The organism is Megasphaera cerevisiae DSM 20462, assembly GCF_001045675.1.
In the GTDB taxonomy this organism is placed as follows: domain Bacteria; phylum Bacillota; class Negativicutes; order Veillonellales; family Megasphaeraceae; genus Megasphaera; species Megasphaera cerevisiae.
Genome location: NZ_LEKT01000085.1, coordinates 1 through 5897, shown reverse-complemented (window position 1 = coordinate 5897; position 5897 = coordinate 1). Strand labels below are relative to the sequence as shown.

The following is a 5897-nucleotide window of genomic DNA, read 5'->3' as shown; positions in this document are numbered from 1 at the left end:
GAATATGACTTTCAACGCGAGGTATTACAGAAATTAGGCAACATTGAAGGGAAACAAGATATGATGCATGAAGAACTCCGTTCACAACAGGATGATATCAAAGGACTGCGAACAGATGCGACAAAAGCCCTAGAATCCGCCAAGTCAGCGCACCATCGAATCAATCTCGTGATGGCGATTTTAGGAGCCGTGGGCAGTGCGTTGATATATATTGTCATTAAGATTATTTGGCCATGAAAGGAAGTGATCCATTAAAATCTGATATCTAGATGGAGGTGATATGTTGAAACAAAAAATAATTACATTTGCGGAATGGTCCGAAGAACATTGGATCGCATTAGTCATCATACTATCTGTAGTCATGATGATTTTTTTATTTTTAATTTTAGGATCATGGCTTGCGGGGTATTGGCTTAAAGCATTATATGGCATGAATTTTGAGCTTGGAAGTTGTTGGCAGGGAGTTACAGCGGTAGCTACAGGACTAGCAACCATAATTTCATTGGGTGGTGCTTGCTGGGCTAAATATAGAACAGACAGCAAATACAACAGCCCATTAGGGCAACCCGTTATTAATAAAATGGAGATGATACGTCATGACAGTGGAACAATTAGCAAGTGAGATAGCAAAAGGATTAATTAATACAGGCGTGGAAGGGCCGTTTGACGCCCTATCCTGCAGTACGGCCGGTGATTATCCGTCCGTCGGTGTAAGCCAGTGGGAAGGGCCGCGTTGCGACGATCTATTAGGGCGTATTCCTGGTGGTGACCATTTTCAAGGGCGCTCGTATTCCGATATCGAAAATGCGGGTGAGCTGCAGGCATTAAAAGATTTACTCGGCAGCGACGCCGGACAAGCAGCGCAGCAGCAGAAACTTGCAGAGGATTGTCAAAATTATGTGAACAGCCTGCAGGAGATTCAATCTATGGATCAGAGCCGCCCGATGATCTACGCCGGTATGTGGTGTCCAACCAGTGACAGTGTGGTAAAAGCCTTCCTGCAGCGCCGAGAAGAACGCGGGTATAATTTGAGAGATCTATCGGTCATGCGGGATATGTTTTATAACGAGTATGCCAATGCCGCGGGGTGCGAAGATTATGCAGCGGGATATCAGAACCGAGCAACGGCTACGTATGATTATGTAGCAAATTTAGATTTATCACAGTATGGAGAATAGGAGTGATTTTATCATGGCAGATGAAGAAACTGTAGTACAGCAGAACACAGTAACACCGGCAACGCAACCGGTCATTCAGACTACACCGGAAGAAAAAGTCAAGCAGGATATTGCTAATATGAAGCAGCACTTGGCCAATCTGGAGCAGGATGACAAAGAGTTGTATGCGGATGAAATTAAATCCTTGAAGGCAAAAATAGCAGTATCGGAATCCAAGTTGCAGCAAGAAGCAAAATCTGTTGTTGCCCATGTGGAAACAGCGGAAAAATCCTTCCGGGAAAAATACGGGAATGAAATTCTGAACAGCGTGGAAATTGTGGCATTGGTTGCGATTATTTGGAGATTGTTTTTCTTTTGATATGAAAAGGGCCGGCAGAAATGCCGGCTTGTTTTCGTTTAGGAGGTCATCATGCTATCTGAAATTAAGAAGCATAAGAAAATTATTATTTGTATTGTCGTCGCAGCTGTTTTACTGGGTGGCGGCTTATATTTTTACCTGCACTACAAAACCACAACGGAAGAACAGCCCAAGGTCATGAAATACGAGGACACTACGAATCCAACTGCCGTACAAAAAACGCTGGACGTGGATAGCAATACTGCAGGACAGCTTGTCAAGCAGATTGAATATATTCATGATGGTACCATTCTGCCGGAAGCAACGTATTCTGTGACAGCTTCGACTTTGGATGATGCGGCAACGAAAACTGCACAGCAAATCAAGAGCAACGATGCCAGCTTGCCTGCAGCGGCTACGGAAAAAACGGATCGAACTGTTGTGACGGCAAATACGGATCAGCAAAAAGTGGACGTCTACAAAATCAATTTGCGAAACAATCACAAGATCAAAGCAGGTGTGCTATATGCGGATGATAAGGCGTATGCCGGCGTTGGGTATCAGGCTGGGCGGGTGGAAGCCATGGTATACATGAGTGCTGACGGTAAAAAGGCTGGGGCTGTAAATTATACGGTTAAGGAATGGTGAATAATTTTGCGAATACTATCGACTTTTCTATATTTTTGTACTATTTCTTACCAAACAATGGTATAATATTCACAAGGAATAATGTTTTAGTGGCTTACTAAAATATGTGGAAGATAATATGGTTATTAAAATAATTAAATGGCTAATAATAGGCTAATTGGAGGGGAAAAATTGTGGATAAAATTATGTTATTTCAATTTAGCATTTTTGGAGATTATTCATCTATTTCGGTTTCTGATTGGGATAAACTAAAAAAAATGACAAAAGTCTTTGTAGATTTTGATATGATGTATAATGCTAAAAAGGAAGTATCCATGGAGGTCAATTTACAACAGGGGCGGTCATTGAAACCTAAAGTTATTGAAAGACCCAAATATACATCGCAAGACAATAGTAAAATAATTGATTTTTTTCAAGATAAAATTAACTTTATTGAAAAATATATTCATGGCTCAAACGAAGAAATAAAAATTCCTAATTTTAAGGAACATGTCGATGAATATTTAAAAAAAATAAATGAAATATATGATATCAATTTTAAACGACTTGCCTTGAATATAGAGCAAGCTTATTATACGGATGACTCTAAAGAAAAAAATATATTAAAATACATAAATTCACAATTAACACAATATCAGGATACCAAAAAACTCACAGGGTGGAGATTAGCAAAACGTGATAACTGGGAAAATATAGAACCGTCCATTAATATTATTACGTCGGCGACAGAGGCTAGTAGTAAACAAGAGTGGTTGAATCATAAAAAAGATATTGTTGTTATGCGTTATGATATTAATACAGATGCTGACAATAAAGATAATTTAAAAAACGATGTTTGCAGTACATTTTTAGATCAAGCTATAAAAATATATGATAACATATCGCAAGAGGTCAATAATGTTTTAGAATGTTAGGGGATTTATATTCTTTGAAGGATGGTTTTATTATGGCACTTATTGAGGCATCTGGGGCATTTACAAATGACTATTACAATGAAAACAAAGAATATACAAAAACAGATGAATCATCAGGGAGTAATAGTTTAAGTAGTAATGCTGATAAAAATGTATGTTTCTTTGATTTTGATGATGATTTCATAATTAAAGAGATACTCGCCTATTTGAAATATCATTATAGTGAAATAACATTAACAAATCTTTATACTGATAACTATTCAGATATACATCATGATTATAATATGTCGAAATATTTTCAAGAAAACCTTTTAGGAAAAAAGCAAGGCCGATCAGGGAGTGATAGCATGGATTATCAAGAAAAATATTTTGAGAGATTAGATCGAGATATATCTTCCACAAAAGAAGATATTAAAGAAATTGATAAAAACATTAGTAATATTTTAGATAACAAATTAAATAATTTTATGGGGGAGATTCGGGATAGGGATAATCAACGTCATGCTGAAATTATTGCAATGGAAACGCGTACAAATGATTCTATAAAATCGTTAAAAAATGAAACTGTTTATACTCGCAGATGGATTATGGGTATTTTTGGTACGTTAGTTATATCTTGTCTAGTTTTATTAATAAAAGTAATTTTTTTCACAGTTAGATAGATGAAGGAATAGTACAAATTGTCCCGGAAGGGTCTGTCATATTGGATCCGTTTGCCGGCAGTGGCACGACGTGTGTTGCAGCCAAGAAACATAATCGGCAGTACATTGGTTTTGAAAAGACGGAAGTGTACTACGATATAGCTGAAAAAAGGATGAATGAAGTAAGGTAATAAGGAGGGTTCGTAACTGAACCCTTCTTTTGTCAAAAATTCGTCACATTCTTGTTTCTTTTTGATTCTTTTCATGCAAATGAAGAATTTGCTAAAATGTCTTGTTTTGTGTTAATAGAAATTTATTATTCTTTATTTTTCCTGTGTTTTTTTCATATAGTAATCATTTTTTGTGTAAATACTTCTTGACTTTTTGGAATTTATTGTTCTATTTTAGAAAATATAATGCTATAATAAACTTGACAATTATGGATGTTTTAATAATTGATTAGTTTAAAAGGAGGCGATTTTTATGTCGTTTTTATATGGAAAAATTTTTCAAAAAAAACAGACTAATAAAGACAGAATGCCTCTCGTTAAGATTATTGAATATTTTCCTGAAACACAAAATTATTATTCTTTTCTAGAAGATCAGTGCCAACAGGGATATAAACAAATGATTATCAGTTCAAGGATGATGATTTCGTTATTGGAAAAATATTTTGAACAAAATGCCGATATTGTTGAGATTTTATTTATGGAAGATGACGAAGAACTCACACAGATGGTTGAGAAGTTATTAACAAAACTTAAAGCGAGTAGAGATGAACATGTATTTGAAAGAATCATTCAAAGATTAAAACATTTTTGTAATGAAGAATGCATAGAAATACAAGAAATAAAAATCAAGTATAAATCATCTGTTATAACTATTAAATCTAATGGAATAGTTATGATAAATGAAAAATCATATTTACAGGAAAAAAATGATATTGAATCAAAAATTTTAAATGTTTTGGATGCTGTATAATGGCAGATATATTTAATGGGGTCATCGTTATTGCAATTTATTTATGTAGTATATGGCTATACCAGTACTATGATTTACATCTGCTTATTCCTTTTATTCCGGAAAAGAATCTGATTGTCAATGTGACATTATATTCCAGTGTTTTATATATTATAAAAACATTTTTATTCAAGAAAATAATTCACGAAGGTATTATATGGGCACAAATTGGCCCCAATAAGGATAATTATGGATCTGAAATAAAAGTAATTGAAAAGCAATCTAAAGCTATATATTTACGAATTGCCATAATTAAATATTGCAAAGGTATGAAAGGTGAAAAATTAAAAATTGAGTTTCCAAGAGGATTGACCTGTCAGCCAGATGGAAATAATACGTACAGTGGAAAAGAAGAAAATGTAGTTTATTTTGATTTAAATGATATCAATACGGGGACACAGCATGTAGAGCTCAAGGTGTATGTACTTAATAGCAAAGAACATATTAGCCTTCAATCAGGAATAATAATTACCATAGAAAAACATTTTTGGAAAGATATATCATTAATTTACAAGTCAACAATTATAAAACTTGAAGGTGACTAAGGTGCCAATTATTACAAAACTAATAGACAATAAATTAAGTACTTTGGATGCAGTAATCAATCAATTGGAATCCATTCGAAGTGAAACACTAATTCAAGAAGAGCTGAAAGCAACAAAACTTTTTAACGCAAATCAAAACGTTAGTCTTGAAGATATGTCTATTCAATTTAATTGTTTTTCGCTAAGTTATCCATCTGAAACAGAAGAAGATGTAATGAGTAATAATTTTTTAGTAGTATATTCTGTTAATAATGAAAAGCCTGGATTTATAATCGATAAAAACTCGAGAGCGGCAACGTTATTACGACGCTTTTTAGGATGTGCGAATAAAAGAGGAGAAGTTGAAATAATTAGTTCTTCTATAGATCCTGGATTCTCGAAAACATGACGATGAATGTTTCGTCATACATCGTTAAAACCATTGATTTTACTACGTTCATTGCCATTTACGCTTGACTATTCGCTCGTCATGTTTTATAATAATAGATATAAACATGACGAGGTGAAGCATGTCCATCATAACGCAAACCGATAAAAGATCTGGCATTACATATGCTTACGAAACCACATACTACTGGAACAAGAAAAAACAACAGTCGCGAGCAAAACGAACC

Annotated in this window: 11 protein-coding genes; all 11 read left to right on the top strand. The window is 34.6% G+C overall.

Features of this window, described 5'->3' with window-relative positions; genetic code table 11:
* On the top strand, positions 1 to 237 hold a 237-nt coding region (locus AB840_RS17310; RefSeq protein WP_048515587.1), incomplete at its 5' end, for a hypothetical protein.
* Between the two features lie 43 nt (positions 238 to 280).
* The gene (locus tag AB840_RS14670; protein WP_234984951.1) at positions 281 to 622 is read left to right on the top strand and encodes a hypothetical protein; all 342 of its coding nucleotides are present in this window, start codon (positions 281 to 283) and stop codon (positions 620 to 622) included.
* Positions 597 to 1178: a hypothetical protein gene (locus AB840_RS14665; RefSeq protein WP_048515586.1), complete on the top strand. Its 582-nt coding sequence runs from the start codon at positions 597 to 599 to the stop codon at positions 1176 to 1178. The genes AB840_RS14670 and AB840_RS14665 overlap by 26 nt, the downstream gene beginning before the upstream one ends.
* A 13-nt stretch (positions 1179 to 1191) precedes the next feature.
* Complete coding sequence (locus AB840_RS14660; RefSeq protein ID WP_048515585.1) at positions 1192 to 1536, top strand: hypothetical protein; 345 nt, start codon at positions 1192 to 1194, stop codon at positions 1534 to 1536.
* Positions 1537 to 1587: 51 nt separating this feature from the next.
* On the top strand, positions 1588 to 2163 hold the full coding sequence (locus tag AB840_RS14655; protein WP_053078215.1) for a hypothetical protein: 576 nt from the start codon (positions 1588 to 1590) through the stop codon (positions 2161 to 2163).
* Positions 2164 to 2336: 173 nt separating this feature from the next.
* Positions 2337 to 3077, top strand: coding sequence for a hypothetical protein (locus AB840_RS14650; protein ID WP_048515584.1), 741 nt, complete (start codon positions 2337 to 2339; stop codon positions 3075 to 3077).
* A gap of 32 nt (positions 3078 to 3109) precedes the next feature.
* Positions 3110 to 3739, top strand: coding sequence for a hypothetical protein (locus tag AB840_RS14645; RefSeq protein WP_143745115.1), 630 nt, complete (start codon positions 3110 to 3112; stop codon positions 3737 to 3739).
* Positions 3736 to 3909 (top strand): DNA methyltransferase, encoded by a 174-nt coding sequence (locus AB840_RS16260; RefSeq protein ID WP_078791846.1) that lies wholly within the window; start codon positions 3736 to 3738, stop codon positions 3907 to 3909. The genes AB840_RS14645 and AB840_RS16260 overlap by 4 nt, the downstream gene beginning before the upstream one ends.
* A 292-nt stretch (positions 3910 to 4201) precedes the next feature.
* Positions 4202 to 4699, top strand: coding sequence for a hypothetical protein (locus tag AB840_RS14640; RefSeq protein ID WP_048515582.1), 498 nt, complete (start codon positions 4202 to 4204; stop codon positions 4697 to 4699).
* Positions 4699 to 5283, top strand: a complete 585-nt coding sequence (locus AB840_RS14635; protein ID WP_048515581.1) for a hypothetical protein — start codon at positions 4699 to 4701, stop codon at positions 5281 to 5283. The genes AB840_RS14640 and AB840_RS14635 overlap by 1 nt, the downstream gene beginning before the upstream one ends.
* A gap of 1 nt (position 5284) precedes the next feature.
* A complete protein-coding gene (locus AB840_RS14630) occupies positions 5285 to 5671 on the top strand; it encodes a hypothetical protein (RefSeq protein ID WP_048515580.1) in 387 nt (128 codons plus the stop codon).
* Positions 5672 to 5897 lie beyond the last annotated feature (226 nt).

What these genes read in the sequence shown, in the direction of transcription:
- AB840_RS14655 (WP_053078215.1), top strand. Translation starts at nt 1,588, where the DNA reads ATGCTATCTGAAATTAAGAAGCATAAGAAAATTATTATTTGTATTGTC.
- AB840_RS14645 (WP_143745115.1), top strand. Translation starts at nt 3,110, where the DNA reads ATGGCACTTATTGAGGCATCTGGGGCATTTACAAATGACTATTACAAT.
- AB840_RS14670 (WP_234984951.1), top strand. Translation starts at nt 281, where the DNA reads ATGTTGAAACAAAAAATAATTACATTTGCGGAATGGTCCGAAGAACAT.
- AB840_RS14640 (WP_048515582.1), top strand. Translation starts at nt 4,202, where the DNA reads ATGTCGTTTTTATATGGAAAAATTTTTCAAAAAAAACAGACTAATAAA.
- AB840_RS14660 (WP_048515585.1), top strand. Translation starts at nt 1,192, where the DNA reads ATGGCAGATGAAGAAACTGTAGTACAGCAGAACACAGTAACACCGGCA.
- AB840_RS14635 (WP_048515581.1), top strand. Translation starts at nt 4,699, where the DNA reads ATGGCAGATATATTTAATGGGGTCATCGTTATTGCAATTTATTTATGT.
- AB840_RS14665 (WP_048515586.1), top strand. Translation starts at nt 597, where the DNA reads ATGACAGTGGAACAATTAGCAAGTGAGATAGCAAAAGGATTAATTAAT.